The organism is Stenotrophomonas sp. MYb57 (assembly GCF_002966815.1).
Taxonomy (GTDB): domain Bacteria; phylum Pseudomonadota; class Gammaproteobacteria; order Xanthomonadales; family Xanthomonadaceae; genus Stenotrophomonas; species Stenotrophomonas indicatrix.
The window spans coordinates 3080514-3106068 of sequence record NZ_CP023271.1 but is presented as its reverse complement, the minus strand read 5'-3'; the positions used below and the strand labels follow the sequence as shown (position 1 = coordinate 3106068).

20 protein-coding genes are annotated in these 25555 nt (G+C 66.2%); 13 read left to right on the top strand and 7 right to left on the bottom strand.

The genetic code is table 11. The features are described 5' to 3' along the window. Positions 1-10: 10 nt before the first annotated feature. The gene (locus CLM74_RS14305) at positions 11-916 is read right to left on the bottom strand and encodes a ScpA family protein (RefSeq protein WP_025876498.1); all 906 of its coding nucleotides are present in this window, start codon (positions 914-916) and stop codon (positions 11-13) included. 373 nt (positions 917-1289) lie between these two features. Here CLM74_RS14305 and CLM74_RS14300 point away from each other — a divergent pair, with 373 nt between their 5' ends. From CLM74_RS14300 to CLM74_RS14255, 10 genes are all read left to right on the top strand, one after another. Next, positions 1290-1589: a YciI family protein gene (locus CLM74_RS14300; RefSeq protein WP_025876500.1), complete on the top strand. Its 300-nt coding sequence runs from the start codon at positions 1290-1292 to the stop codon at positions 1587-1589. Further along, positions 1586-1861 carry a BolA family protein gene (locus CLM74_RS14295; protein ID WP_025876502.1) on the top strand — a complete coding sequence of 92 codons (276 nt, stop codon included), beginning with the start codon at positions 1586-1588 and terminating at the stop codon, positions 1859-1861. The genes CLM74_RS14300 and CLM74_RS14295 overlap by 4 nt, the downstream gene beginning before the upstream one ends. Positions 1862-2025: 164 nt before the next feature. Further along, positions 2026-3048, top strand: coding sequence for a LacI family DNA-binding transcriptional regulator (locus tag CLM74_RS14290; RefSeq protein ID WP_025876505.1), 1023 nt, complete (start codon positions 2026-2028; stop codon positions 3046-3048). Between the two features lie 76 nt (positions 3049-3124). Next, the gene (locus CLM74_RS14285; protein WP_059064656.1) at positions 3125-6181 is read left to right on the top strand and encodes a TonB-dependent receptor; all 3057 of its coding nucleotides are present in this window, start codon (positions 3125-3127) and stop codon (positions 6179-6181) included. A gap of 244 nt (positions 6182-6425) precedes the next feature. Next, the gene (locus CLM74_RS14280; protein ID WP_025876509.1) at positions 6426-8030 is read left to right on the top strand and encodes a glucoamylase family protein; all 1605 of its coding nucleotides are present in this window, start codon (positions 6426-6428) and stop codon (positions 8028-8030) included. A 4-nt stretch (positions 8031-8034) separates the two neighbouring features. Further along, positions 8035-9375 (top strand): sugar ABC transporter substrate-binding protein, encoded by a 1341-nt coding sequence (locus CLM74_RS14275; protein WP_093821257.1) that lies wholly within the window; start codon positions 8035-8037, stop codon positions 9373-9375. Further along, positions 9372-10253 carry a sugar ABC transporter permease gene (locus CLM74_RS14270; RefSeq protein ID WP_025876513.1) on the top strand — a complete coding sequence of 294 codons (882 nt, stop codon included), beginning with the start codon at positions 9372-9374 and terminating at the stop codon, positions 10251-10253. The genes CLM74_RS14275 and CLM74_RS14270 overlap by 4 nt, the downstream gene beginning before the upstream one ends. After that, complete coding sequence (locus CLM74_RS14265) at positions 10250-11086, top strand: carbohydrate ABC transporter permease (protein ID WP_105164373.1); 837 nt, start codon at positions 10250-10252, stop codon at positions 11084-11086. The genes CLM74_RS14270 and CLM74_RS14265 overlap by 4 nt, the downstream gene beginning before the upstream one ends. Then, positions 11083-14250, top strand: a complete 3168-nt coding sequence (locus CLM74_RS14260; protein ID WP_105164372.1) for a discoidin domain-containing protein — start codon at positions 11083-11085, stop codon at positions 14248-14250. Before CLM74_RS14265 ends, CLM74_RS14260 begins: the two co-directional genes overlap by 4 nt. A gap of 2 nt (positions 14251-14252) precedes the next feature. Continuing rightward, positions 14253-15137, top strand: coding sequence for an endonuclease/exonuclease/phosphatase family protein (locus CLM74_RS14255; RefSeq protein WP_105164371.1), 885 nt, complete (start codon positions 14253-14255; stop codon positions 15135-15137). A 115-nt stretch (positions 15138-15252) separates the two neighbouring features. Here CLM74_RS14255 and CLM74_RS14250 read toward each other — a convergent pair whose 3' ends face one another. After that, entirely contained in the window at positions 15253-18474 is a 3222-nt protein-coding gene (locus CLM74_RS14250; RefSeq protein WP_105164370.1) for an Rne/Rng family ribonuclease, read from the bottom strand. Between the two features lie 406 nt (positions 18475-18880). Between CLM74_RS14250 and CLM74_RS14245 the strand changes: the two genes are divergently transcribed. Beyond that, positions 18881-19855, top strand: a complete 975-nt coding sequence (locus tag CLM74_RS14245) for an RluA family pseudouridine synthase (RefSeq protein WP_025876523.1) — start codon at positions 18881-18883, stop codon at positions 19853-19855. Positions 19856-20401: 546 nt separating this feature from the next. Here the strand turns inward: CLM74_RS14245 and zupT are convergent. The 3 genes from zupT to CLM74_RS14230 form a co-directional block, all read right to left on the bottom strand. Next, a complete protein-coding gene (gene zupT / locus CLM74_RS14240) occupies positions 20402-21211 on the bottom strand; it encodes a zinc transporter ZupT (protein ID WP_025876721.1) in 810 nt (269 codons plus the stop codon). A 97-nt stretch (positions 21212-21308) separates the two neighbouring features. Beyond that, positions 21309-21725: an energy transducer TonB gene (locus tag CLM74_RS14235; RefSeq protein ID WP_025876723.1), complete on the bottom strand. Its 417-nt coding sequence runs from the start codon at positions 21723-21725 to the stop codon at positions 21309-21311. After that, positions 21722-22072 (bottom strand): 4a-hydroxytetrahydrobiopterin dehydratase, encoded by a 351-nt coding sequence (locus CLM74_RS14230; RefSeq protein ID WP_105164369.1) that lies wholly within the window; start codon positions 22070-22072, stop codon positions 21722-21724. Before CLM74_RS14230 ends, CLM74_RS14235 begins: the two co-directional genes overlap by 4 nt. A gap of 90 nt (positions 22073-22162) precedes the next feature. On the opposite strand from CLM74_RS14230, the gene CLM74_RS14225 reads away from it, so the two are divergent. Together CLM74_RS14225 and CLM74_RS14220 are read left to right on the top strand one after the other, a co-directional pair. Next, entirely contained in the window at positions 22163-22762 is a 600-nt protein-coding gene (locus CLM74_RS14225; protein ID WP_049466593.1) for an NfuA family Fe-S biogenesis protein, read from the top strand. Between the two features lie 10 nt (positions 22763-22772). Then, the gene (locus CLM74_RS14220) at positions 22773-24527 is read left to right on the top strand and encodes a hypothetical protein (protein ID WP_105164368.1); all 1755 of its coding nucleotides are present in this window, start codon (positions 22773-22775) and stop codon (positions 24525-24527) included. A 122-nt stretch (positions 24528-24649) separates the two neighbouring features. Here the strand turns inward: CLM74_RS14220 and CLM74_RS14215 are convergent, their stop codons facing one another. Together CLM74_RS14215 and CLM74_RS14210 are read right to left on the bottom strand one after the other, a co-directional pair. Next, complete coding sequence (locus CLM74_RS14215; protein WP_032978803.1) at positions 24650-25063, bottom strand: barstar family protein; 414 nt, start codon at positions 25061-25063, stop codon at positions 24650-24652. Further along, a complete protein-coding gene (locus CLM74_RS14210) occupies positions 25060-25524 on the bottom strand; it encodes a ribonuclease domain-containing protein (RefSeq protein ID WP_105164367.1) in 465 nt (154 codons plus the stop codon). The genes CLM74_RS14215 and CLM74_RS14210 overlap by 4 nt, the downstream gene beginning before the upstream one ends. Positions 25525-25555 lie beyond the last annotated feature (31 nt).

The window sequence follows — 25555 nt, the reverse complement described above, 5'->3', positions numbered from 1 at the left end:
CAGTCAGCGCTCACTCGTTTTCATTGGCGGCGTCGTTGTCGTCGAACTCGCTGCTGAACTGCAGCGGGGCATTGGTATTGCCGGCGGCCAGGGACTTCACGTAGATCGGCGCCAGCGGTTCTTCCTGCACGAGGTCCAGCAGCTGCTCCTTGGCCAGTTCCAGCACTGCCAGGAACGTGACCAGCACGCCCAGCTTGCCTTCTTCGGCGGTGAACAGGTTTTCAAAACGATAGAACCTGCCATCTTCAAGCCGCCCCAGCACTTCACCCATGCGCTGCCGGACACTCAGCGCCTCGCGCTTGATGGCGTGGCCGGTGAACAGCTCGGCGCGCTTGAGCACGTCGTGCAGCGCCATCAGCATTTCCTTCAGGTCCACCGGCGGCGGCAGCTTCACTGCGGCGCGCTCGGGCATGAAGGCATGTGCCACGGTGGTGTCACGGTCCTGCCGGGGCAGGGCGTCGATATCCTCGGCGGCCTGCTTGAAGCGTTCGTACTCCTGCAGCCGTCGCACCAGCTCCGCACGCGGATCGGCTTCCTCGCCCTCCACGCTGGGGGGGCGGGGCAGCAGCATGCGCGACTTCACTTCCGCCAGGATCGCCGCCATCACCAGGTACTCGGCGGCAAGCTCGAAGCGCAGCTCGCGCATCACGGTGATGTATTCCACGTACTGCCGGGTGATCTCGGCCACGGGAATGTCCAGCACGTCCAGGTTCTGCCGGCGGATCAGGTACAGCAGCAGGTCCAGCGGTCCTTCAAAGGCATCCAGGATGACTTCCAGCGCATCCGGCGGGATGTACAGGTCCTGCGGAATCTGCAGGACCGGTTGCCCATGCACCACGGCCAGCGGCATTTCCTGCTGCTGGGGGGCGGGCGGCCGGGTTGGCGTGTTCGCGTCGAGCGCGAGTTCGGAAGTCATCTAATGGAGATCAGGATTGCAACGGACCAGTCGCGGTAGCTGACACACCGGGCAACTGCCACGGACCGCCAGGACACCAGGCGCGCCTGTCTCGGCGCGGTTCCACACATCAAACAACAGGGCGCTCCGCAGGACACGGCAGCGACAGGACTACGGGGAGGTCGTCTACGTGGCCCGGTCGGGTGGACCGGTTCGAAGCAGCGGGTCGGTCGTCGGGGGCTGCGTTGGCCGCAAAAACCGACGGGCTGCTGCATCCAGCCACGTGCAATGGTTCCTAGGGTAAGCCTTTGCCGCGCCAGTGTCCAGCCGAGGCCGGGCGCGGAGCTGGATTGGCTAGAATTGCTTCACCAGCAACGCAAGCGAGGAAATGCCGGTGTGGTATGTGATTGAAGGATATGACGGCCAGGATGTACTGGCCCAGCGGCTGCAGGCGCGGCCTGAGCACCTGGCACGGTTGACCGCGTTGCGCGATGAAGGCCGCCTGCTTCTGGCCGGACCGTGTCCGGCGATCGACAGCGAAGACCCGGGCCCGGCAGGGTTCAGTGGCTCGGTGGTGATTGCCGGCTTCGACTCGTTGCAGCAGGCCCAGGCCTGGGCCGATGCCGATCCCTATGTTGCCGCAGGCGTCTATGTGCGGGTGCAGGTGCGACCGTTCCGCAAGGTGCTGCCGTGAACGCGGAACGGATCGAGCAGATTCGTGACGCGCTGCAGCACGCGCTGGCCCCCAGCGTGCTTGAGATCGAAGACGACAGCCATCGCCATGCAGGCCATGCCGGAGCGCGCGATGGTCGCGGCCATTTCAACGTGCACGTGGTCAGTGAGCGCTTCGCGGGAATGGCCCCGCTGGCGCGCCATCGCGCGGTCTACGCCGCCTTGGGCACGTTGATGGAAACCGACATCCACGCGTTGTCCATCCGCGCGCATACCCCGTCAGAACAGGGCTGAGGCCTTGTCCCGCGCTGTCCTGGCAGGTCCGTTGATGGGCCTGCCAGGGACAGGTTTCCGTGTCCGTTTGGGGACATTCGTCTAACGGACTGTTTACAAGCGCAGATGGAAACGCTTACATTCCGCGCCAATGCTGGTAGGTCCAAGCCGTGGAGGGCGGCTTCGTGAACAAGGCAGCCATAACAATCAAAGACGTCGCCCGTGAAGCCAAGGTCTCTGTGGCCACCGTTTCGCGCGCGCTCAACGGGCATGAAAATGTCGCCGAACCGGTCCGCCAGCTTGTGCTGGAGGTGGCCGCACGGCTGCGTTACACCCCGCACGCCGCCGCCCGCAGCCTGAGCAGCCGCCGCACCAATACGGTGGGCGTGGTGCTTCCGGACCTGTACGGCGAATTCTTCTCCGAACTGATGCGTGGCATCGACAACGTCGCCCGCAGCCGGCGCCAGCACCTGCTGGTGTCGAGCTATCACGGCGACCAGGAGCAGCAGGGCGCGGCCCTGCGTGCCATGCGCGGCCGGGTCGACGGTCTGCTGGTGCTCTCGCCCTATGCCGAGAGCCCCGGGTTCCTGACCGACAACCTGCCGCAGGCATTGCCGACGGTACTCATCAACACCTACCTGCCTGGGCAGGACCATCCGGTGTTGAGCATCGATGACCATGCAGGGGCGATGGCGATGACCCGCCACCTGCTCGATGCTGGCCATCGGCGCATTGCATTCATTTCTGGCCCGGACCTCAACTTCGACGCGCGCGAGCGCCTGCGCGGCTTCCGTGACGCGCTGGCGGCGTTTGGCAGCGGCGCTGAAGGCATCGAGCTGCCCGGTGATTTCGACGAAGCTTCCGGCCATCGCGCCGGTCAGGAGTTGCTGGCAGCCGGCACGCTGCCCGATGCCGTATTCGCCGCCAACGACATGATGGCCCTGGGTTGCCTGTATGCCTTCGCGCAGGCAGGTGTCCATGTCCCGACCGATGTCGCCCTGGCCGGCTTCGATGACATTCCGCTTGCGCGTTTCGTTCACCCGTCGCTGACCACCATGCAGGTCAGCATTGCCGAACTGGGCGATCGGGCGATGTCGCGTTTGTTGCAGTTGATGGACGGCACCTCCACGGAAGGGGCAGGGGACAAGCAGACCCTGGTCCCGCGCCTGATTGTTCGCGATTCCACCACTCCGCCATCCGGCCATTGAAGCCAGAGGCGTTCCTTCTTTTTTGATTGATCGCAGGTGCCGCGCAAGCGGTCACCGCCACCCGGAGATTGAGTTGATGATGCATTCCACTATCCGCACGCCGGCGCGCCGGCTGCTGAGCACCGCACTGGTCAGCTGCCTGATGCTGGCCGCCGCCCCGAACGTCATGGCGCAGTCGGCCAACGCCAGCCTGCGCGGCCAGGTGTCCGGCGCCCAGGCCGGTGCCGAAGTCACCGCCACCAACGTCGCCACCGGCACCGTCCGTCGCGGCACCGTGCGCGCCGACGGCAGCTACTCGCTGATGGGCCTGGATCCGGGCACCTACAACGTGGTCGCCAACGGCCAGACCCAGAAGGTTACCGTCACCGTCGCCTCGACCGCGACGCTGAACTTCAGCGAGGCGGCTGCCGGTGGTACCGGCTCGACCGCCGCCACCAACCTGGACACCGTCAACGTCGTCGCGCCGACCCTGCTGCAGGAAGTGCGTACCTCCGAAGTCGGCAAGACCGTCAGCCTGCAGCAGATCCAGACCACCCCGCAGGTGTCGCGCAACTTCCTGGAGTTCGCCGACGCGGTGCCGGGCCTGATCTTCACCCGTGATGCCAAGGGCAACACCTCGCTGCGCGGCGGTGCCACCAATTCCGACGGTACCAACGTCTACATCGACGGCGTGGGCCAGAAGAGCTACGTCAAGGGCGGCGGCGTGGCCGGCCAGTCCGGCAGCGCCGGCAACCCGTTCCCGCAGCTGGCCATCGGCGAATACAAGGTCATCAGCGGCAACTACAAGGCCGAGTACGGCCAGGTGTCGAGCGCCGCAGTGACCGCTGCCACCAAGTCCGGTACCAATGAATTCAAGGGTGAGGCGTTCTACCGCTACACCGATGAGGACATGCGCGCCAAGACCCCGGCCGAGCGCCAGGGCGGCAAGGACAAGATGGTCTCGGCCGAGAAGGAATACGGCTTCGCCCTGGGCGGCCCGATCATCCAGGACAAGGCCCACTTCTTCGTGACCTACGAAGCCAAGCGCTTCGACCTGCCGGTCACCATCGCGCCGGATGGCGCGGTCACCGGTGCTGCCGGCCTGCTGCCGCCCGCAGGCGCCGCCGGCCTGGGCCCGGCCAGCCAGCCGTTCCAGCAGGATCTGATCTTCGGCAAGATCGACTTCGAGCCGACCGACAACGATCGCATCGAGCTGACCTTCCAGGACCGCGACGAAACCCAGTCGCAGTTCAGTGGCCAGACCTCGCCGGAAGCCGGTCGTGAAGTGGTCAACACCGACCGTCGTTACGCCCTGCGCTGGAACCACAGCGGCGAGCGTTACTACAACGAAATGATGGTCACCCATGAAGATTCGTTCAACAACCCGACCCCGCTGACCCTGGCCAACGGCATCACCTACACCGCACCGGACGGCACCGAAGACCGCACCGTGGTGAAGATCGGTGGCGCATCGGCACTGGATTCGCAGGTGAAGGGCCAGAAGGGCTGGTCGATCGAAGACAACCTGACCCTGGACGGCATCCAGTGGGCCGGCGACCACACCATCAAGATGGGCGTGAAGTACAAGGCGATCGACCTGTACGCCTCCGATGCGGCGCAGATCAACCCGACCTTCACCTATAGCCTGGGCGATCCGGACTTCCCCGATTCCATTCCGTACAAGGCGCAGTTCGTCAAGCCGGTGACCGGCGTGGACGGCGTGTCCGGTGAAGTGCGTTCGAAGTCCAAGCAGTATGGCGTGTTCATCCAGGACGACTGGCAGGTCAACGACCACCTGCAGATCAACCTCGGCCTGCGCTGGGACTACGAAAAGACCCCGTCCTACCTGGACTTCGTCACCCCGCAGGCCGTGGTCGACGCGATCTATTCGCAGGATCCGCGTGCTGCCGCCGGCCAGACCTACGCCGATTCGCTGGCGCTGGGCGGCCTGGACATCAGCGACTACATCAGCAACGGCCACAACCGCAAGGCATTCAAGGATGCCTGGCAACCGCGCCTGGGCTTCTCGTATGACATCAACGCCGACGAGCAGCACGTGATCCACGGTGGTGCCGGCCGTTCGTACGACCGCGACCTGTTCGACAACCTGCAGCTGGAAACCACCAAGCTGGCCCTGCCGCAGCCGACCATCTACTTCCGCAACCCGGCCACCGGCACCTGCATCAACGGCCAGGCCGCCTGCTATGACTGGAACCCGAACCTGCTCAACGGCATCGGCAACCTGCAGAGCCTGGTCGGTGCGACCAGCAATGCCGGCCTGGAAGTGGATCTGCTGAACAACAAGCTGAAGGCTCCGTACTCCGATCAGTTCAGCCTGGGCATGAGCAACCAGATCGGTGACTGGCTGACCGACGCCACCATCGCCCGTACCCTGAGCTACGACGGCTTCGCCTTCACCCTGGGCAACCGTTACCCGACCGGCCAGTTCTTCGATGACCCGCGCCTGTGCGGTGGCACCGAGCCGGGCCTGAGCCAGGCCTGGAGCTGCAACGTGCCGGGCTTCGGCAGCCTGATCATCGGCCAGCAGGGCATCAAGACCCGTGCGACCCAGATCCTGCTGTCGGCGCAGAAGCCGTTCACCCAGGAAAGCGGCTGGGGTACCTCGATCGCCTACACCTGGACGACCGCGCGCCACAACCGCGACATCAACGAGAAGTACGCCTTCGACCGCGGCCTGATCGAGGATTACCCGACCATCCGTTCCAACGGCGCGCCGCGCCACCGCCTGGTGGTCACCGGTTCGTACGCGGGCTTCTGGGGCATCACCTTCGGTGGCAAGATCACCCTGGCTACCCCGACCGCCGTCAATGACTGGTACCCGGTGCCGCAGGCCAGTGGCTACAACCTGCCGACGCCGCAGGCGGCTGTGCCCAACGCCAATGGCAAGTTCCTGGTGGGTGGCAAGATCTTCGGCTACCGTTCGGTCGACCTGCAGGCGACGAAGACGTTCAAGCTGGCGGGCGATACCGAGCTGTACGCGCGTATCGACATCATCAACGTGTTCAACTTCGACAACTTCTCCACCTACAACTACGTCAAGACCAACGGCAAGCTGCAGGCCAGCTACAACGAGACCGGCGACATCATCGGTACTCCGCGTCAGGTCAAGGCCGAAGTGGGCTTCCGCTTCTGATCGCGGGAAGTTGATGCAGTACGGAGCCATCGGTTCGCCGATGGCTCCGGTTTCAACGGCAATGGCCGGCCTCCGGGCCGGTCCATTGCCCACGCCATTGCCGGGCAGGGGGCAATGGCGTGGGCAATGACCGCGGTGTCATCAACCACGTTTTCGTGGTTTTTTAAGACCGCACTTTGTAAACGATTTCAGGTCATTGGACGTTATGCTCTTTCATCGATCAGCCCACCGGAGGAACCGCGCCATGCAGGCACGCCACCTGATGACCGCCGCTGCGATGACCCTGGCCATCGCCGCCTGCAAACCGGCCCAGCAGGAGCCTGCCAAGCCGCGCCCGCCGGTGATCCTGATCGAGGCCGACGCACCGCCGCGGCCGATGAAGCCGGAGCTGCCGCCGCTTTTCGATGACATCGAGCGCCGCACCTTCCAGTTCTTCTGGGATACCACCAACGAGATCAACGGCCTGACCCCGGACCGCTATCCGTCGCGGCCGTTCGCCAGCATCGCCTCGGTCGGCTTCGCCCTGACCGCTTATCCGATCGGCATCGAGAACGGCTGGGTCAGCCGCAACCAGGCGATCGACCGCACCCTGACCACCCTGAAGTTCTTCCGCGACGTGCCGATGGGCCCGCAGCGCACCGGCAAGGCCGGCTACAAGGGCTTCTATTACCACTTCCTGGACATGCAGGAAGGGCGCCGCTACGACAGCTGGGTGGAACTGTCCTCGGTGGATACCGCGCTGCTGATGATGGGCGTGCTGTTCGCCCAGTCGTACTACGACGGCGACGATCCGCGCGAGAAGGAAATCCGGCAGATCGCCGACACCCTGTACAAGCAGGTCGACTGGCCGTGGCTGCAGCAGCGTGCGCCGCTGATCTCGATGGGCTGGTTCCCCGAGAACGGCTTCATCGACCATGACTGGATGGGCTACAACGAGGCGATGATGGTCTACATCCTCGCCCTGGGCTCGCCCAGCCACCCGGTCAGCCCGGATGCGTGGACGGTATGGACGCGCACCTACGACAACGACTGGGGCGTCTACCAGGGCCAGGAATACCTGTCCTTCGGTCCGCTGTTCGGCCACCAGTACAGCCATGTCTGGATCGACTTCCGCGATATCCAGGATGCGTACATGCGCGAGCGTGGCAGCACCTACTTCCTCAACAGCCGTTCGGCGGCGCTGGCCCAGCGTGAGTACGCCATCGCCAATCCGATGAACTGGAAGGAATATGGCGAGAACGTCTGGGGCCTGACCGCCAGCGATGGTCCGCAGAACACCACCCAGGAATACCGGGGCGAGCAGCGCCAGTTCCGCCATTACTCGTCGCGCGGCGCAGGCCTGCGCGAGAATTTCGATGACGGTACGATCGCGCCGACCGCCGCGATCTCGTCGGTCGTGTTCGCGCCCGAGGAAGTGATTCCGGCCACGCTGGAGATGCACAAGCGCTACGGCGACTACATCTACTCCAGCTATGGCTTCCTGGATTCGTTCAATCCCAGCTTCAGCTACGACATCCCGATCAAGACCGGGCGGGTGGTACCCGATCGTGGCTGGGTCGCCAGCGACTACATCGCCATCGACCAGGGCCCGATCCTGACCATGATCGCCAACTACCGCAACGACTTCGTCTGGGACGTGATGAAGAAGAACCCGTACATCCGCAAGGGCCTGGAACGGGCGGGCTTCAGTGGAGGCTGGCTGGCGCCGGAAGGCTCCTTCCAGCCGCTGGAGCTGCAGAAGGATGAGAAGGCCGCCGCAGCGCGTGCGGTCGGTATCGCCGAATCACGTGCGGCCGCCGCGCAGGAACAGAAAAACAATGCCAACCGCAACACCGGCCAGGGGAAGTAACAAGGTGCACGACTGGAAACACCGCCTGCGACGCTGGGCATTGCCTGCACTGGCCGCGCTGGTCATGGCCGGCTGTGCCCGCCAGGAGCAGGGCACCACCACCGTGCGCTTCTGGGCGATGGGGCGCGAGGCCGAAGTGGTCAGCGAGCTGATCCACGAATTCGAAGCGGAGAACCCCGGCATCAAGGTCGATGTGCAGAACATCCCGTGGACGGCCGCGCACGAAAAGCTGCTGACCGCATTTGCCGCCGATGGCCTGCCCGATGTGTGCCAGCTGGGCAACACCTGGGTACCCGAGTTCGCCGAGCTCAACGCGCTGACCCCGCTGCAGCCGTTCGTGCAGCATTCCACCGTTGTCGATCCGAAGGACTACTTCCAGGGCATCTGGGATACCAACGTGATCCACGACGAGCTGGTCGGGGTGCCGTGGTACGTCGATACCCGCCTGATCTATTACCGCAAGGACCTGCTGGCCAAGGCCGGCTTCGACCATCCGCCGCGTACCTGGGCCGAATGGGACGAGCAGATGGCCGCGATCAAGCGCATGCAGGGCCCGAACCGCTATGCGGTGCTGATGCCGATCAACGAGTTCGAGCAGCAGCTGTCGCTGGCCCTGCAGCAGCCCGATCCGCTGCTGCGCGACGACGACACCCGTGGCAATTTCTCCAGCCCCGGCTTCCGCCGCACGCTGGGGTTCTACGCCAACATGTTCGAGCAGGGCTGGGCGCCGAAGATGTCCGAGACGCAGATCTCCAACGTCTGGGATGAATTCTTCCGTGGCTTCAACGTGTTCTACATTTCCGGCCCCTGGAACATCCGCGAGTTCAAGAAGCTGCAGCCGAAGGAACTGGAAGGACAGTGGGGCACGGCCGCGCTGCCAGGTCCGGACGGTCCGGGCGCGGGCATCGCCGGTGGTACCAGCCTGGTGATCTTCCGCAAGTCGCAGCAGAAGGAAGCGTCCTGGAAGCTGATCGAATTCCTGTCGCGGCCGGCAATCCAGGCGCGCTTCCACGCGATCATCGGCGACCTGCCGCCGCGTCGCAGCACCTGGAATGCGCCGTCGCTGGCCAACGATCCACTTGCCGCCGCCTTCCGAGACCAGCTGGAGCGGGTCAAGCCGACCCCGAAGGTGCTCGAATGGGAGCGCATCGTGCAGGAAATGCGCATCGTCACCGAACAGGTGGTGCGTGGTGGCCTGCCGCAGGACAAGGCCGTGGCCGAACTGGACCAGCGCGTGGACAAGGTGCTGGCCAAGCGTCGCTGGATGCATGAACAACAACGCCTGCAGCGCAGCGCACCCCCCTCGGGTTCGACCAGTGCAGTCGCGGCCGGGAGCCCGCAATGAAACGTACTTCGCTTGCCGGCTGGATCTTCGCCGGCCCCTCGCTGATCGTGCTTGGTGTGTTCTTCGGCCTGCCGGTGGCTTCGGCGCTGGCGCTGAGCGTGACCGACTTCGACCTGTATGCGCTGGCCGACAGCAGCAACCTGCGCTTTGTGGGTCTTGGCAACTACATCGACCTGCTGCAGACCCCGATGTTCTGGAAGTCGCTGTGGAACACCACCTATTTCGTGGTGATCGGCGTGCCGTTGTCGATCGGCGTATCGCTGGGCGCGGCGATGCTGCTCAATGCCCCGGCCGCGCGCTTCAAGGCGCTGTTCCGCACCGCGCTGTTCGCCCCGGTGGTGACCACGCTGGTGGCGGTGGCGGTGATCTGGCGCTACCTGTTCCACACCAGCTATGGCCTGGTGAACTACGGCCTGGGCCATCTTGGCATCAGCCCGATCGACTGGCTGGGCGATCCCAACTGGGCGATGCCGACCATCATGCTGTTCGCGGTGTGGAAGAACTTCGGCTACAACATGGTGATCTTTCTGGCCGGCCTGCAGGCGATCCCGCATGACCTCTACGAGGCCGCGCGCATCGACGGTGCCTCGCGCTGGAAGCAGTTCCTGCACATCACCCTGCCGATGCTCGGCCCGGTGCTGCTGGTGGTCGGGGTGATCACCGTATCCGGTTACTTCCAGCTGTTCGCCGAACCCTATGTGATGACCCGCGGCGACCCACTGCAGAGCACCGTCAGCGTGCTGTATTTCATGTTCGAGGAAGGCTTCAAGTGGTGGAACCTGGGACGCGCCTCGGCTGTGGCGTTCCTGCTGTTCCTGATCATCCTGGCGGTGACCACCGTGATGCTGCGCTTTGGCCGCAAGAGGCAGTTGGTATGAGTCGTGAAATCGGCCAGTCACGCTGGCACCCGTGGATGATCAATGGCGCGCTGCTGGTGCTGGCCCTGGTCAGCCTGGCACCGTTGCTGTGGATGCTGTCGGTGTCGTTCATGCCGCAGGGCGAGGCCACCCATTTCCCGCCGCCGCTGCTGCCGTCCAGCATCACCACGCACAATTACACCGAGCTGTTCGCGCGCACCGGCATGGGCGGCAACTTCGCCAACAGCCTGCTGGTGTCGCTGGCGATCACCCTCGGTTCGCTGCTGCTCAACACGATGGCCGGCTATGCCTTCGCCAAGCTGCACTTCGCCGGCCGTGAGCGCCTGTTCCAGGTGCTGATGGCGGCGCTGGTGATCCCGGCACAGGTGGCGATGCTGCCGCTGTTCCTGTTGATGAAGCAGCTGGGCCTGGTCAACAGTTTCGGCGGCGTGATCGTGCCGGCGCTGGCCAGCGTGTTCGGCATCTTCCTGGTGCGCCAGTACGCCCGCTCGATTCCCGATGAGCTGCTGGAAGCGGCACGCATCGACGGGGCAGGGGAACTGCGGATCTTCTTCCAGATCGTGCTGCCGATGCTCAAGCCGGTGCTGGTGACGCTGGCGATCTTCACCTTCATGGGCGCCTGGAACGATTTCATGTGGCCCTTGATCGTGTTGACCGACCAGGAGCACTACACTTTGCCGGTGGCCCTGGCCACCCTCTCGCGCGAACACATCATGGACGTGGAAATGATGATGGCCGGCGCAGTGGTCACCGTGGTTCCGGTGCTGGCGCTGTTCCTGGTGCTGCAGCGGTACTACATCCAAGGATTGTTGCTGGGGAGTGTGAAGGGATGATGCGTGCGATCGCCGTTGGACTGGGCCTGTTGTGGTCTTCCCTGGCGATCGCCGCACCACCGGCGCTGCCCGCGCCGAAGGTGCTGGATGATTTCGACGACATCAGCGCCTGGAAGCTGGTGTTGTCCGACCAGGTCAGCGGCTCGCTGCGGCCGGTCAGTGGCGCTGGCGGTGGCCGCGCGCTGTGCCTGGATTACGACTTCCATGAGGTCTCCGGTTACGTCGGCATCCGTCGTCCACTGAACATCGAGTACCCGGCCAACTATCGTTTCGGCTTCCAGCTGCGCGGTGATTCGCCGTCCAATGACCTGCAGTTCAAGCTGATCGACGCCAGCGGCGACAACGTGTGGTGGGTCAACCGTCCCGGCTACGCCTTCCCCAAGGCGTGGACGCCGGTGGAGTACCGCCGCCGGCAGATCGACAAGGCCTGGGGGCCATCGCCAGAGAAGGACATGGCGCGCAGTGCGTCGATGGAATTCACGATCTACAGCAAGGTCGGCGGCCGCGGTACCGTGTGCTTCGACAAGCTGACCCTGCAGGGGCTGCCCGCGCAGGATGATTCGGCGCTGCGGCCCTCGGTGATCGCCGATACCGCAACCGCGCTGCAGGACCGGATGATCGACGGCAAGTCCGATACCTTCTGGATCAGCGGTGGGGTCAAGCAGCAGACCATCAGCCTGGACCTGCACAAGAGCCGCGAGATCGGCGGTGCGGTAATCGACTGGCTGCCCGACCTGGAAGCGAACCGCTACACCGTGCGTACCTCCGAGGATGGCCGTGACTGGCGTACCGTGCGCGAAGTGACCGCAGGTGCCGGAGGCCGGGACTGGCTGGCACTGCCCGACACCGATGCGCGCTACGTGCGTTTCGACCTGCAGGGCGGGCCGAACTGGCGCTACGGCATCCGTGACATCACCCTGAAGCCGCTGGCGTTCGCCGCGACTCCCAATGCCTTCCTGTCCTCGGTGGCGGCCGACCTGCCGCGTGGCGCGTTGCCGCGCGCCTACGTTGGCGAGCAGCCGTACTGGACGCTGCTTGGCCTGGACGGTGGCCAGGAACAGGCGTTGATCAGCGAGGACGGTGCGCTGGAGCCGGCCAAGGGCAGCTTCAGCATCGAGCCGTTCATCCGCCTCGACGGCAAGCTGCTTGACTGGTCGAACGTTGCCATCAGCCAGTCACTGCAGGATCGTTACCTGCCGATCGCCACGGTCGACTGGGTGCACGAGAAGGCCGGCCTTTCGGTGACAAGCTTCGTGCAGGGCACGCCCGAACGCGCGCAGCTGATCGGGCGCTACCGCTTGAGCAATCCGGACAAGGTCGCGCACGAATACACCCTGGCCCTGGCGATCCGCCCGTGGCAGGTCAATCCCCCCACCCAGTTCCTCAACACCGTGGGCGGCTTCAGCCCCATCGACAGCCTGGACGTGGGCGAGCAGCTGGTGCGCATCAATGGCGAACCGCGGCTGTATCCCCTGCAGGTACCGGATGCGCGCTTTGCCAGCAGCTTCGACGGCAAACTGGATGCGATGCACCTGGCCAGCGGCAAGCTGCCCGGCACTACTGCGGTGAAGGACCCGACCGGCATGGCGTCCGGCGCACTGTTGTACACGATCAAGCTCGAACCCGGGCAGAGCCGCGAGGTGGCGATCGTGCTGCCGCAGACCGGCAGCTGGGCGCCGCAGGCGCTGGACGTGGCCAAGGCACAGCAGCAGGTGGCGACGATGTGGCGCGACAAGCTGGGCGTGGTGACCCTGCAGGTGCCCGCCGCCGGCCAACCGCTGGTGGAAACCCTGCGCACCGCGGTGGCGCACATGCTGATCTCGCGGGTCGGCCCGCGCCTGCAGCCTGGTACGCGCTCCTATGCACGCAGCTGGATCCGCGATGGCGCGATGATCTCCGAAGGCCTGCTGCGGATGGGGCGCAGCGATGCCGTGCGTGACTACGTGACCTGGTATGCGCCCTATCAGTTTGAAAACGGCAAGGTGCCGTGCTGCGTCGATGCGCGTGGCAGCGACCCGGTGCCGGAGAACGACAGCCACGGCGAACTGATCTACAACATCGCCGAGTACGGCCGCTATACCGGCGACACGGCCTTCCTCGAGCAGATGTGGCCGCATGTGCTGGGCGCCTACAGCTACATGGAGCAACTGCGCGGCAGCGAGCGCACCGAGGAGAACCGCGCGCGCAATCCTGCCTTCTACGGGATGATGCCGGCCTCGATCAGCCACGAGGGCTATTCGGCCAAGCCGATGCATTCGTACTGGGACAACTTCTGGGCGCTGCGTGGTTACAAGGACGCCGCGCAACTGGCGGCGCAGCTGGGCAAGGTCGAGGCGATGCAGATCAGCGAATCGCGCGATCAGTTCCGTGATGACCTGCAGGCCTCGCTGCTGGCGGCCATGCAGCAGCACCGCATTGATTACCTGCCGGGCTCGGCCGAGCTGGGTGACTTCGACGCCACCTCCACCACGATCGCGTTGGCGCCCGGCGGCGAGCAGGGGCGGTTGCCGCAGGAGGCGCTGGACGCGACCTTCCAGCGTTACTGGAACGAATTCGTCGCGCGCCGCGATGGCAAGCGCGAATGGAAGGACTACACGCCGTACGAATGGCGCAACGTCGCCGCGTTCGTGCGCCTGGGATGGCGTGATCGTGCCTGGCAGGCCACCGAGTTCTTCTTCAAGGATCGTGCGCCGCAGGCCTGGAACCAGTGGGCCGAGGTCGTCTCGCGCACGCCCCGCAAGCCGTTCTTCGTGGGTGACCTGCCGCATGCCTGGGTGGCCTCGGACTTCGTCCGTTCGGCGCTGGACATGTTCGGCTACAACCGCGATGCGGATGAGGCGCTGGTGCTGGCCGCCGGTATTCCGGTGGCGTGGCTGCAGGGCGAGGGCATTGCCGTGCAGGGCCTGCGCACGCCGCAGGGGCAGCTCAACTATCGCCTGCAGCGCAGCGACAAGCAGCTGGTGCTGGAAGTGCAGCCCGGGCTGGTGCCGCCGGCCGGTGGCGTGGTGCTGCCATGGCCGTATGCAGGCGAGCCGGGCCAGGCCACGGTCAACGGCGAGGCGGCGGAATGGGTCAACAACGAGCTGCATGTGCACCAGTTGCCGGCACGGGTCGAGATCGATGTGCCCAGCGCGGTGCGCCGCGCCGAACGCAAGGAAAAGTAAGCATGCCAGGTCCGCTCGGAATCGGTCGCGGTTTCTGCGCGCTGGGGCTGGCGATCGCGCTGGCCCTCCCCGGGCTGGCGCCAGCCGCTGAGCCGGCCAGCGCGGCTGACGCGGCCACAGCGGTCGGCGAACCCGGCATGAGCATGGTCACATTCAACCTGCACCACGACCGCGAGGACTGGCCCAGCCGTCGTCGCACGATCGTGGCCGAGCTCAAGCGCCTGCAGCCCGATGCCATCGCGCTGCAGGAGGTGATCCAGAAGCGCAACGTGCGCAACCAGGCGCAGTGGCTGGCCAGCCAGCTCGGCTACCGGTACGTATTCGTGTCCACCGATCCGGTGGGTGCACCCAAGCGTTATGGCAATGCGCTGCTGACCCGGCGCCCGATCCTGGCGCATGGCGAGCACCTGCTGCTGCCGCTGGATGACTACCGCACCGTGGCCCATCTGCGCATCGACGTGGAGGGCAGGCCGGTCAATGTCTATGCCACCCATCTCAACGAGCGCAGTGACGACGCCGGCCAGCGCATCCGCCGCAGCCAGGTCGAGGATCTGCTGCGTTTCATCGCCGGCAGTTCTGCGGGGGCACCGGTGGTGATTGCCGGCGACTTCAACGCCCTGGTCGATGCCGGCGATCTGAGCGAACTGCGCAGCCACTACGGCGACAGCTACGGCAGCGTGCACGTCAACACCGACCTGGCGGGTGTGAGCACGCTCAACCGCCATTACTACCAGGCGCCGTCGCGGATCGACCACATCTTCTTCCAGCAGGACGAGATGGTCGCGCGCGAAGCGAAGATCCTGTTCGACCAGCCTGATGACGGCGGCCGCTGGGCCTCCGATCACTACGGGGTGTGGACCCGGCTGCAGTTCGCGCCGAAGCCCTGATAGCGGCCTCGCGTGGCGACGCGGCAAGCGTTCGCTACGGCATCTGATACGTCACAAACAGAAACGGCGGGGATCATCGATCCCCGCCGTTTCGTTGTTGCCGATCAAGGATCGATCAGGCGACCGGTGGCGTGCGCTTGCCGGCGTCTTCGTCTTCTTCCGACGCCTGCGCGTCGGCGGCCTGTGCGGCAGCGTCGGCATGGCCATCGGCGATCGGGTCGACCTGCGCCGGCACGACCGCATCGGCGACCGGCGCAGCGGCGTCCACCGGTGCGGCCTCGACAGCCACCGTGGCTGCGGGCTGCTCGGCGACCGGGGCGACTTCAACCTCGGCCTTCGGTTCGACTGCCGGAGCAGCTTCAACCACCGGCGCAACATCGGCCACCACCGGCTTCGGCTCGGCCACCGGTGCAGCTTCGACCACCGCGGTAGGTTCAGCGACCGGAGCGGCTTCGATCGCAGCAGCGGTCTCGACCACCGGCGGCTTCGCCTCGATCACCGGAGCCGCTTCAGGCGCGGGCTGCACCGGCGTCGCTGCATCGATGGCATCCAGCATGCTGGTCTGCACCGGCGACGGGGCCGGTTCGACCTTGGCAACTGCTTCCAGCGGAGCCGGAGTCTGCACTGCGGCGGACACTGGAGCGGCTGCCTCGACCACGGCACTGCTTACGGCAGCGACCGGCGCAACCGCGGCGGCCACTGCAACCGGTGCACGTGCCGGCTTGCCGGCATCAGCGGCGGCCGGCTCGACTTCGTCATCGAAATCAAATTCCGGCTGCGAACGCGACGGCTGCACGGCGGCTGCCGGTGCGCCGACCGAAGCCGGGGCGGTCTGCTCGACCGAATCGCCGTCGTTGTCCTCGCCTTCGGCATCATCGCCGTCGTCCAGGTCATCACCCAGTACGTCACTACCTGCAGCGTTCTCGGCGCCACCACGACGACGACGACGACCACCGCGACGGCCACGGCGGCGGCGGGTTGCGCCTTCGCCGGTCTGATCGCCTGCGGCATCCTCGGCAGCCCCGGTCGCAACCACGACCTCGGCATCGGTCGTTGCGGCGGTGTCCACGGCCGCGACAGTGTCGACCACGTTTTCAGTGGCGACGGCCGGTGCCAGTGCCTTTTCTTCCTGCACCGCAACCGTGGCCGCAACCGCAGTCGTGGTAGCCACGGCAGCAGCAGCGGTCACGACATCGGCCGGGGCTTCGGCAGCGGCACGCTGCGACTTCTCGGCCGGCTTGTCACCGTCCTGCGGGCGCGGCTGCCTCGGCTGCTTCAGCTTCGGCTGCTGCTGCCCCTGGCCCTGTTCGTTGCGCGGCTTGTTCTGCTGCTGCGGCTGCTGGGCATCCTTCGGCTTGCCCTGCTGCTGCGGCTGCTGCTGGCCATTATTGCCATTGGCCTGGCTGCCGCCGTTGCGGCCATCCTTGCGCTGCTCACCACGGTCCTTGCGGTTGCCGCCGTCCTTCTGCTGCTGCGCATTGCCATTGCCGCCGTTGCCACGGCTGTCCTCGCGACGGTCCTTGCGGTCCTTGTTGCGATCCTTGTTGCGGTCACGGCGACCGCCATCCTGCTGCTGGCGCGCGGCCGGTGCCGGCGCAGGAGCGGGAGCGGGCTCGCCGCCAAAGATGCGCTTGAGCCAGCCGACGACGCCGCCACTGGCGGCGGCTGCCGGGGCCGCTGCGGCCACCGGTGCCGGTGCCGGGGCGGCGACCGGTTCCACTTCCTCGCGCACCGGGGCGGGCGAGTTGTGCTTGACCTGGGTCACCATCGGCGGCGGGATGTTCAGCTGGCCCTTGGTCAGCGCGTGCACCGGCAGCTTGCGCGGGGTACCGCGCTGGTAGCTCGGCTTGCCGCTTTCCTCGCCCAGCTCGTTGTCGCGCAGGCGGGTGACGGTGTAATGCGGGGTGTGCAGCTGTTCGTCGGCAACGATCACGATCGGCGCCTCGTGGCGCTTCTCGATTTCGCCCAGCGCGCCGCGCTTTTCATTCAGCAGGTAATTGGCGATCTCCACCGGGGCCTGTACCAGCACCTGCCCGGTGTTCTCCTTCATCGCATGCTCTTCGGCGACGCGGATGATCGACAGCGACAGCGACTCGACGCTGCGCATGCGGCCATGGCCGTCGCAACGCGGGCAGACGATCTGGCTGGATTCGCCCAGGCTCGGGCGCAGGCGCTGGCGGCTCATTTCCAGCAGGCCGAAGCGCGAGATGCGGCCGACCTGCACGCGTGCACGGTCGTACTTCAGCGCGTTGGCCAGGCGGTTCTCGACCTCACGCTGGTGCTTGTTGGAGGCCATGTCGATGAAGTCGATCACCACCAGGCCACCGAGGTCACGCAGGCGCAGCTGACGGGCCACTTCCTCGGCCGCTTCCAAGTTGGTCTGGAACGCGGTGTCCTCGATGTCGCTGCCCTTGGTGGCGCGCGAGGAGTTGACGTCGACGGCAGTCAGCGCTTCGGTCTGGTCGACCACGATCGAGCCACCCGACGGCAGGCGCACGTTGCGCTCGTAGGCGCCTTCGATCTGCGATTCGATCTGGAAGCGGTTGAACAGCGGGATGTCGTCCTTGTAATGCTTGAGCTTGCGCAGGGTCTGCGGCATCACCTGCTGCATGAACTCCTTGGCGTGCTCGTACATTTCCTCGGTGTCCACCAGGATCTCGCCGATGTCAGCACGCAGGTAGTCACGCAGGGCGCGCACGATCAGGCGCGATTCCTGGTAGATCAGGAACGGGGCCGGCTTGCTCAGGGCGGCTTCGGCGATGGCGCGCCAGACGTTCAGCAGGTAATCCAGATCCCACTGCAGCTCTTCCGCATCGCGGCCGACGCCGGCGGTACGGATGATGACGCCCATTTCGTCGGGGATGTTCAGCTTGTCCAGAGCGTCCTTCAGGGCCGCCCGGTCTTCACCCTCGATGCGACGGGAAACACCGCCGGCACTGGGGGAATTGGGCATCAGCACCATGTAACGGCCGGCCAGGGAGATGAACGTGGTCAGGGCGGCGCCCTTGTTGCCACGTTCTTCCTTGTCCACCTGGACGACGATTTCCTGGCCTTCCCTCAGCAGCTCGCGGATGCCGGCCTTGTTGTGGTCGACACCGGCCTGGAAGTAATCGCGGGAGATTTCCTTCAGCGGCAGGAAGCCATGGCGGCCACCACCGTATTCAACGAAGGCCGCTTCCAGCGAGGGCTCGATGCGGAAGATCCGGCCCTTGTAGATGTTGGACTTCTTCTGTTCCTTGGACGGCTGCTCGATGTCGATGTCATACAACGACTGGCCATCCACGATGGCAACACGCAGCTCTTCAGCCTGCGTGGCGTTGATCAGCATTCGCTTCATTGTTGCGTTCCTCGCAAGCGGCTACCGCGCGGAACGCCATGGAGTTTCGCCTCTGGACACGGCTCGCCGCCCATTCGCGCAAGCGCGGGGAGGGCGACTTGGGTTTCCAGCGCTACGACACCACGGCAGGCCGCGGGAGCGCTTCAATTTTCTGGTTTTGGGTGTTGCAGGGCCGGAGGCAGCTGTCAGCCAGGCTGGAGCGCCGCACGGGACATGTTCAGCGCGACTGCGTGTCAGGCAATCGGCGATGGCCGGGAACGCCGGTGAGCCGCTAACATGGCCGCCCCGCGGGCGGTGGTCGCGCACTGTGCCGGATTCGTCGGAAGCGGGGCTTCTGGCCCTGAGTAACTTCCAACGAAATCAATCCCTTATCTCGCCCCCCGAGTGTAACAGAATAAACAGGCTGATGACTGCACAAGACCCCACCAAGCCGGCCGGCGACAAGCCTTCCGTGCGCATGATCACCGTTCCGGCCGACCGCGCCGGCCAGCGCCTGGACAATTTCCTGCTCGGCCAGCTCAAGGGTGCCCCGCGCAGCCTGGTCTACAAGCTGGTCCGCAGCGGCCAGGTGCGCGTCAATGGCGGCCGCGCCAAGGCCGAGCGCAAGCTGGAGGCCGGCGACGAAGTGCGGATACCGCCGGTTCGTCTCAGCGAAGAGGGAGACAAGGCGGGTCCGCCCGAGGCGTTCATGCGTCGGCTGGAGCAGGCCATCGTCTTCGAAGATGCCCGGCTGCTGGCGCTGAACAAGCCGACGGGCGTCGCCAGCCATGGTGGCAGCGGCATCAGCTTCGGCGCTATCGAGACCCTGCGCGCTCTGCGCCCCGGGCAGACCCTCGAGCTGGTCCACCGGCTGGACCGTGACACGTCGGGCCTGTTGATCGTGGCCAAGAAGCGTTCGGCACTGAGCGAGCTGCAGGCACTGCTGCGTGAAGACCACGGCGCCGGTATCCGCAAGCGCTACCTGACCCTGTTGGCCGGGCGCATGCCGGACGGGGTGATGACGGTCGACGCGCCGTTGCACGTGGGCCTGCGCCAGGGCGGCGAGCGTCATGTGCAGGTCAACGCGATCGGCAAGGAATCCATCAGCCATTTCCGGGTGCTGGAGCGCAAGGGCGGCCATTCCTATTGCGAGGTGCGCATCGAAACCGGCCGCACCCACCAGATCCGCGTGCACGCCCAGCATCTGGGGCATCCGGTAGCCGGTGACGATAAATACGGCGATCCTGCGGTCAACAAGCGGCTTCGTGAGCAGATCGGGCTGAAGCGCCTGTTCCTGCATGCCGCGTCGCTGGAGTTCGCGCTGGACGATGGCAAGAGCCCGTATGTGCTGAACGCGCCGCTGGCCGATGAGCTGGTCGAGGCGCTGGATCGACTTCGCTAAGGGCGGTTCGGCGGCGCCGGGCGTTTGGCTGGAGCCGTCGTTTCCCTGCGATAAGTGGGCTTGTCACTTTCTTTGCTCGTGCAAAGAAAGTAACCAAAGAAACACGCCGCCATCCGCGAGCCAGCGCTGCGCGCCGGTGCCCTGTGCTCCTCGGTCCGCCGAGGGGCGGCGCGGAACTCGCTGCGCTCAAACACCCGCGCCTCTTCGCCCTCGCCGGACTTGCGGTGCTCGGCTCGCTACAAGGCGGACCCGACAGCCGCAGCGTAGACCCCAGGCTGCACGCAGCCTTTGTAGAGTCGAGCCACGCTCGACTCACGCGCGCAGCGCGGGCTTCGCTTTTAATCCTTTCATCGCGCGGCTGGCACGCACGGAAAAATGAGGGGCACGGGCGGGGTCAGTTCGCGGGGGTGTCCGCGGCATGGATGCCGCGGCCAAGCCTCCAGGGACGGATTAACGGCGTCCCCCGCGAACTGACCCCGCCCGGGACCATTCAGAAAGGTTCGGGTGCCAGCCGCGAGGGGGCTCAGCCCGTTGGCCGGAAATCCCTCACCACTTGAACAGCACCAGGCTGATCGCCAGCGTACCCATGCCGGCCACCAGGCCATACACGGTTTCGTGGCCCTTGGCGTAGCGCTTGGCCGCCGGCAGCAGCTCGTCCAGCGCCAGGAACACCATCACACCGGCAATCAGGCCAAACACCCAGCCGAACGTGGCGTGGGACAGCGAGCCGGAAAGCAGTACATAGCCGATTGCCGCGCCCACAGGCTCGGCCAGGCCTGACAGCAGGCTGGCGGCGAACGCATAGAACTTGTTCTGCGTGGCGAAGTACACCGGCACCGCAATGGCGATGCCCTCGGGAATGTTGTGGATGGCGATGGCGAAGGCCAGCGGCATGCCCACCGACGGGCTCTCCAGCGTCGCGAAGAACGTCGCCAGCCCCTCCGGGAAGTTGTGCGCGGTGATCGCCACCGACGTCAGCAGGGCGACCCGCTTCAGGTATTCGCGGCTGTTCTCGCGGAAGGCCGGGTCCTGCTTGTCCAGGCTGTCATGCGGGTTGGGAATGAAGTGGTCGATCAGCACGATCACCACCACGCCCAGCAGGAAGGCGAGGGTGCCGTAGGTGAAGCCGGTGCGTTCACCATAGGCCAGCGCGAACGAGGCGATGGATTTGTTGAGGATCTCCGACAGCGAGACGTACACCATCGCGCCGCCGGCAAAGGCCAGGCCGAAGGCCAGCAGGCGCGGATTGGGGCGACGCGAGAACAGCACCAGCAGGCTGCCGATGGCGGTGGCAAGGCCCGCAGCGAGGGTGACCGCCAGGGCGATCCAGATGTTTTCGGGGGGAATCTGCAGCATGTACCGACGCGTTCCTTGTCATCAAGCAATCGCCCCGGCACGGGCCGGGGCGGCAAAGGCGAGGCGGGCGTCGGCTGGCCTCGTCACCGGCAGGCGATCAGCCGCCGCGGCGCAGGCTTTCTTCGATGGCGAAGCACTGGTCCGGCTTGGGCTGCGGCGGGTTGAAGCTGACCGGCACCTGGATCGTGGCCGGCACGGCCTCGCCATTGCGGGTGGCTGCCTTGAACTGCCAGCCCTGCACGGCGGTCTTGGCCAGATCGTCCAGCTGCGGGTTGCCCGCGCCGGTCAGCAGGGTGACCTCGCTGGGTTTGCCGTCGGTGCCGATCACCACCTTGAAGGTGCTGGTGCCGCCCACGCCGGTGCAGGCCAGTTCCAGCGGGTATTGCGGCGGCGGGGTTTTCACCGCAGCCACTTCGGTGGGTGCCGCAGCCGGTGCTGCCGGCGGTTCGGAGGTGCCGCAGCCGGCCAGGCCGGTCACGGCAAGCAGGGACAGGCTCAGCAATCGCACGTTCATTTCAGTTGCTCCGTCAGGGCCGAAGTCTTCGCTGCGCAGATGAAGTCGTTCTCGCTCAGGCCGCCCACGTCGTGGGTGGAGTAGCGGACGACGGCACGGTCGTAGTGGACGCCGAGGTCCGGGTGATGGTCCTCGCCGTGGGCGATCCAGGCCAGCGCGTTCACGAAGGCCATGGTGGCGTAGTAATCCTTGAAGCGGAACGTGCGCACCAGCGCCTGGCCGGCCTCGGTCAGCTCCCAGCCGGGAACCTGCGGCAGCAGTTCGGCCAGCCGGGCCTCGCCCAGCTTGTGGTCGCTGCCTTTGCGCGGCACGCAACGGGCCTGTGCCAGCGGAATCAGGTCGGCCATGGGTTCCTCCACCTCGTGTTGACTGAACAATGCGCCGGCCGGTGTATAAAACGAATGAGCGGCTGACGCTTACTTGGCTAGAATAGCCTGATGATCCAGATCTCCGACACTGCCCAGACCCATTTCCGCAAGCTGATCGAACGCGAGGGCGTGCCCGGCATGGGCGTGCGCTTGAGTGCGGTCGATCCTGGCACCCCGCGTGCCGACGCCCGGCTGGAGTTCGCCGAGCCGACCGATCTGCTCGGCGACGAGTGGGCGGTGGACTGCGATGGCTTCACCCTCTATGTGGACGCCACCAGCGTTGGCTGGCTCGATGGCGCGGAGATCGACATCGTGCCCGGTACCGCTGGTACCCAGCAGCTGACGATCAAGGCGCCGCGGATCAAGGGCGAAGCGCCCGGCGATGCCGCCTCGCTGGTCGAGCGCGTGCATTGGGTGGTGGAAAACGAAGTCAATCCGCAGCTCGCGTCGCACGGCGGCAAGGTCGCCGTGCAGGAAGTCTCGGCCGACGGCGTGGTGCTGCTGCGCTTCGGCGGTGGCTGCCAGGGCTGCGGCATGGCCGACGTCACCCTCAAGCAGGGCATCGAGAAGACCTTGATGGGCCGTGTGCCGGGGGTGACTGCGGTGCGTGACGCTACCGATCACGACAGCGGCCACGCTCCGTATATTCCGCGCGGCAACGCCGCCTGATCGCCAACGCGTGCCTCTGCCCAGAGCCGAGCAACTCATCGACCTGCTGCTGGCGCGCCAGCAGCGACCGCCCATCCTCGAGAAGAGCACTGGCCTGCCGTACGGCTGGGCGATCTGGCTGCGGACGCTGACGCCGCTGCCGCGTCCGTTCCACGCGCGCGAGGTGATTGCAGTGCTGCTGCCGCGGCCGCTGCCCGGGCCTCCGGGGCGCTTGCCGGGGCTGGGGCCATGGGCTTCCCTGCGCCGCCTGTTCTGGCAGGACTGGGATCCGGCGCCGCGTGACCAGCGCTGGATGCGCTGGACCTCGGCGCTGCTCAGCGCGTTGCTGCATCTGTTGTTCTTCCTGCTGCTGCTCTGGGTGGCGGTGATCCGCACGTCTTCGCCGGACGAGCAGGGCAGCGAGGGTGAGCGCGTGCAGATTGAATTCGTCGGCCGTGCTGCACAGGAAGGCGGCGGCGACCAGCCCGGTGCCGAGGCGGCTGCCGCCGCAGAGGCCGGTGCCGTAGCCGCAGGCCAGGATGCCGGAGCGGCGACAGCGCCCCGGCCGCAACCGTCTGCACCTGCGCCGTCTTCCACTGCCGCTGCCACGGCACCGACCGCAAGCGTGCCGCCGCCGCCCGAGGTGGAGCCGGCGCCGGTGGCCGCACCGCCGCCCTCACCGGTACAGGCCACCGAAGTTGTAGAGGCGACCGCCGAATTCGTGGTGCCGCCGGTCGCACTGCCGCGCACCGAGGTCAGCATCGTGCCTCGCGACACCATTCCGACCGTGCGCGAGCGCAGCGTGCAGCCGGTACAGGCTGCGCCGATAGCAACGCCGGTACGCACGCCCGAGGTGGCAGTGCAGGCTCCCCGCGTGCGCGATGTACAGGTGCAGGAGCGCGAAATCAGCACGGTTGAAGCGCCGGTGGCGCCGCAGCCGATGCGCACCACCGACATCCAGGTACGCGTGCCGCAGCGCGACGTGCAGGTGCGCGAGCGCGAAGTGCAGGCGATGACCGATCCGCAGGTGCGCATGGCCACCGTCGCAGGGCGCGAGCCCACGGTGCGTGCGCCTGCCGGGCGCGAAGTGCAGGTGCGCGAACGGGAGGTTGCTGCCGCTCCGCAACCTGCCGCGTCGACTGCGGCAGGCAGTGCGACCACGCCGACGCCGGCACCCGCCGGCAGTTCGGCCCAGAACAGCGCCAGCGTGGCGCGCCCTGCGACGACCAGTACCGCCGCCGCACAGGCGGGCGCCCGTCCGGCACCGGCCCCGGGCAACTGGGCAACGCCCGCCCGCGGTGACGACTGGGGCGCCTCCAGCCGCAATCGCGACGGTGCCAACCAAGGCGCCGCGCAAACCAGTGCGGGCAAGGGCGATGGTCTGTTCAACGCTGACGGCAGCGTACGCGTGGCCGGCCAGGACGGGGCCGGCAAGGCCGAGCGTGGCGCACCCGGTGGGGCCAACGACGGCTGGAGCAAGGAGCGCATCGCCGAGTCCGGCAAATGGTTGAAGCGGCCGCCGTACGACTACACGCCTACCTCGTTCGACAAGTATTGGGTGCCGCAGGAATCGCTGCTCGCCGAATGGGTGCGCAAGGGTGTCAAGGCAATGGAGATTCCGTTGCCCGGTACCAGCACGAAGATTTCCTGCGTGATCTCGATCCTGCAGGCCGGTGGCGGCTGTGGCCTCACCGATCCGAACATGCAGGACCAGCCGGCAGTGGCGCGCCCGCCGCCGGATATCCCGTTCAAGAAAGAGCTGCAGGAAGATAACGGCAGCCGGTAGGGTGCCGCATCCCCGCATGGCGTGGATCTACCGTGCATCCAGCTGCACCGGGTAGATCCACGCCATGCGTGGATGATCCACGGGCTTCACGTGCATGCCGACCAAGGCCGGCCTCTACCAGGTCATTCGCTCTGTGACAGGAACACCCAGAACGGGACGTCGCGACCTACCCAGTCACGGCTGGCTTCATCCAGGATGTCCAGCAGCGTGTCGAACTCCTTGCCTGCACCGGCGCGCAGGGCATCGACGTCGGCCAGGAACAGCGCATAGCCATGGGCCGGCAGCCATTGCAGGTCGCGCAGGTTGTCAGACAGGGCGTCCCAGTTGCCGCCGAAGCCGGCAGGGAAATCAAGCTGGGCGGCCAGCCGCGCCAGCAGGGTGCGCTTGTCGCCCACGCCCTCCAGGTCGATCCGGATCACCTTCAGGTCGGCATCGCGCATCGCTGCCGACAGCGCGCTGATATCGGAGCTGTCGATCGCGTAGACGCCGGCGTTGTTGATGTCATGCAGGCCGAGGCCGAAATCATCGTGGCTCATGGGCGTTCTCCGGAGGCCGGTACGGTGAAGCTGCGGAACGATTCGTAGTGATCATCGGTGTAGTACCAGGCATCGGGCGGGTTGCCACCGGTGACGATGCGCCGCGCGCCGCGGTTGCCTGCACCGGGTGTGTCGACGGTGTACTCGCGGTAGTAGCCACGCGGGCGCTGTGGCAGCTGTTGTTCGCGGTTGCCGAAGGTGCTGCCGTCCTGCCGATGCGGGAACGGGCCGCCGCGCTGGATCAGCGCGATGGTCTGGCGGGCCTCGGCCGGAAGGAAGCCGGGCAGGCCGCTGTCGCTGTCGCTGTTGCTGTTGCTGCGCAGCGCCGGTGCGTTGGCCGCCGGAGTGCCCTGCAGGTCGGGCGCGAACTGCGGCGGCGGTGGCCGTTGCAGGAAATGATTGACGACCAGGCCGAGCAGCAGCAGGACGATGGCAGTGATCAACAGCCGGGGGTTGCGCATGGGCAGGAGCAGGCGAGGGTGGTGCGCCCAC